The organism is Gilliamella sp. Pas-s25 (assembly GCF_009795885.1).
GTDB lineage: Bacteria > Pseudomonadota > Gammaproteobacteria > Enterobacterales > Orbaceae > Gilliamella.
On sequence record NZ_WTEV01000059.1, the window covers coordinates 1 to 1,922 of the forward strand.

General features: G+C 30.1%; 2 protein-coding genes. Both read right to left on the reverse strand.

The window, feature by feature from the left end; genetic code table 11:
- The coding region (locus GQ593_RS13200; RefSeq protein WP_160432451.1) for a hypothetical protein at positions 1-1,060 on the reverse strand (1,060 nt) is incomplete at its 3' end.
- 63 nt (positions 1,061-1,123) lie between these two features.
- Complete coding sequence (locus tag GQ593_RS13205) at positions 1,124-1,516, reverse strand: DUF2750 domain-containing protein (protein ID WP_085164754.1); 393 nt, start codon at positions 1,514-1,516, stop codon at positions 1,124-1,126.
- Positions 1,517-1,922 lie beyond the last annotated feature (406 nt).

Sequence of the window (1,922 nt, forward strand, 5' to 3'; positions counted from 1 at the left end):
CCATTTTTTTATATTGTATCGCATTTTCTTCAGAATAGTTTTCATCCACCATTTTTTCAAAATCTGCAAGTGTACCAAAAAAGTCCGTTGCTTGAATTGCAAATGTTCCATTAGCCCAACAAGCAAAAATGGTTTGTGAGTTATCTTCGCCAGTTTTACGATAAGCTATATTCTGTATTTGATCTATATCTAAATATATGCCACGAGTAACCGATAAGTTTTCGGGTAATGATGTGATTTTGGTTGACTGTATATTTAAATGCTCACCAACAAATAAATTTTTAGGCAATGCTTGAATTTCTGTATTCGCTAGACTTAAATACCCGCCTACAGATAAATGTTCTGGTAATGTTTGGATTTTTGTATTTCTTAAATTTAAATAACCACTAACAGAAAATTTTTCGGGTAGTTGTTTGATGTTTGTATTTCTTAAATCTAAATCACCACCGACTGTTAAGCCTTCAGGTAATGATTGAATATTTGTATAGGCTAAATCTAGATCGCCACCAACAAATAAGTTTTCAGATAATTTGTTGATCTGACTATTGATTAAATATAAATCCCCACCAACTGACAAATTTCTTGGTAGTATCTCAATTTCTGTATTTTCTAGATTTAAATTACTACCAATCGATAGGTTATCAGGTAATTCTTTGAGCTCTGAAAAGACAAGATCTAAATCGCCACCAATTGATAAATTGTCTGGTAATGATTGAATGTCTGTATTTCCTAGATATAAATCACCGCCAATAGATAGATTGTTAGGCAGTTCTTTGATATGTGTAAACGATAAATATAAACTACCACCTACAGATAAATTGTCGGGTAATAATTGAATTGCTGAATCTGTTAAATCTAAATCACCACTAACAGAAAAATTTTTAGGTAGTGCTGCAATTTTTGTATGAGCTAAAACCAAATCGCCGTTAATCAATAAATTATCGGGTAATACACAAATTCCTTTTTTTGTTAAATTTAAATTATTATTAACTATGATTTTATTATCGTTAATACAGTATTTTACGCCTTTTTTGTTTAATAACTCCAAAAACTTTTCCATTATATCTCGCATAAATAATAAAGGTTGTTATAATTTTATTCTTATTCTGATATTAATATAAAATTACATATAATTACTACATTCGTGTTCTAAATCAAGCAATAAACTTTCAGCATCAACAACTGGGGTATTAGATAGACCTGGAACTGAGAAAATACCGACTTGAGTCCCTTTTGATGATAATTTAGGCAACAAATCATCCATTATATAATCAAGAGATAATGCTTTTGGTTTGTAATTCTCCCAACCATCTATAGCACAATTTGCAGCATATTCACGAGCTGGCCATAATATAAGAACTTCACTATTGTCACCATTTATGCCACTCAAGGCAAAACCATCATAATCCAAAACCCAAGCTTTTTCGTTATCAACAATTCTTTTTATGGAATAAATGTATCTCTCTTTGCTGCCTTTATTTGACATAGCTTCGATTTCTTTGGCTGATACTTTCATAATTAGTCCTCGTATTTTTTGCTTACGTTTGGTAAGCATAGGTAATAATAATTATCATGTCAATGTTGAAAATTTGTATAAATTAGAGTATTGAAATACAGTATATTGATATCCATGTTTTTTTATAACCTGTTAAATTATTAAAATAAAATGAAAGAATAATTTGAAATGACTGTCCACTAAAATGAGGACAGTTCACATTATTTGGTAGTATCTAGCATTGTAGTCATTTTGCCGATCTGATTGGGCTAATCAAGGTAGGTTGTTTTTTACCTTATCTTAATTTACTATCGATGAAGGTTTGTTAAGCTTTGTAGTCAGCTCTTTAATACATTCATTCGCCATTTTTTTATATTGTATCGCATTTTCTTCAGAATAGTTTTCATCCACCATTTTTTCAAAATCT

Excerpts from the sequence above, each read along its gene's own strand:
- GQ593_RS13205 (WP_085164754.1), bottom strand. The coding sequence starts at position 1,516 with ATGAAAGTATCAGCCAAAGAAATCGAAGCTATGTCAAATAAAGGCAGC.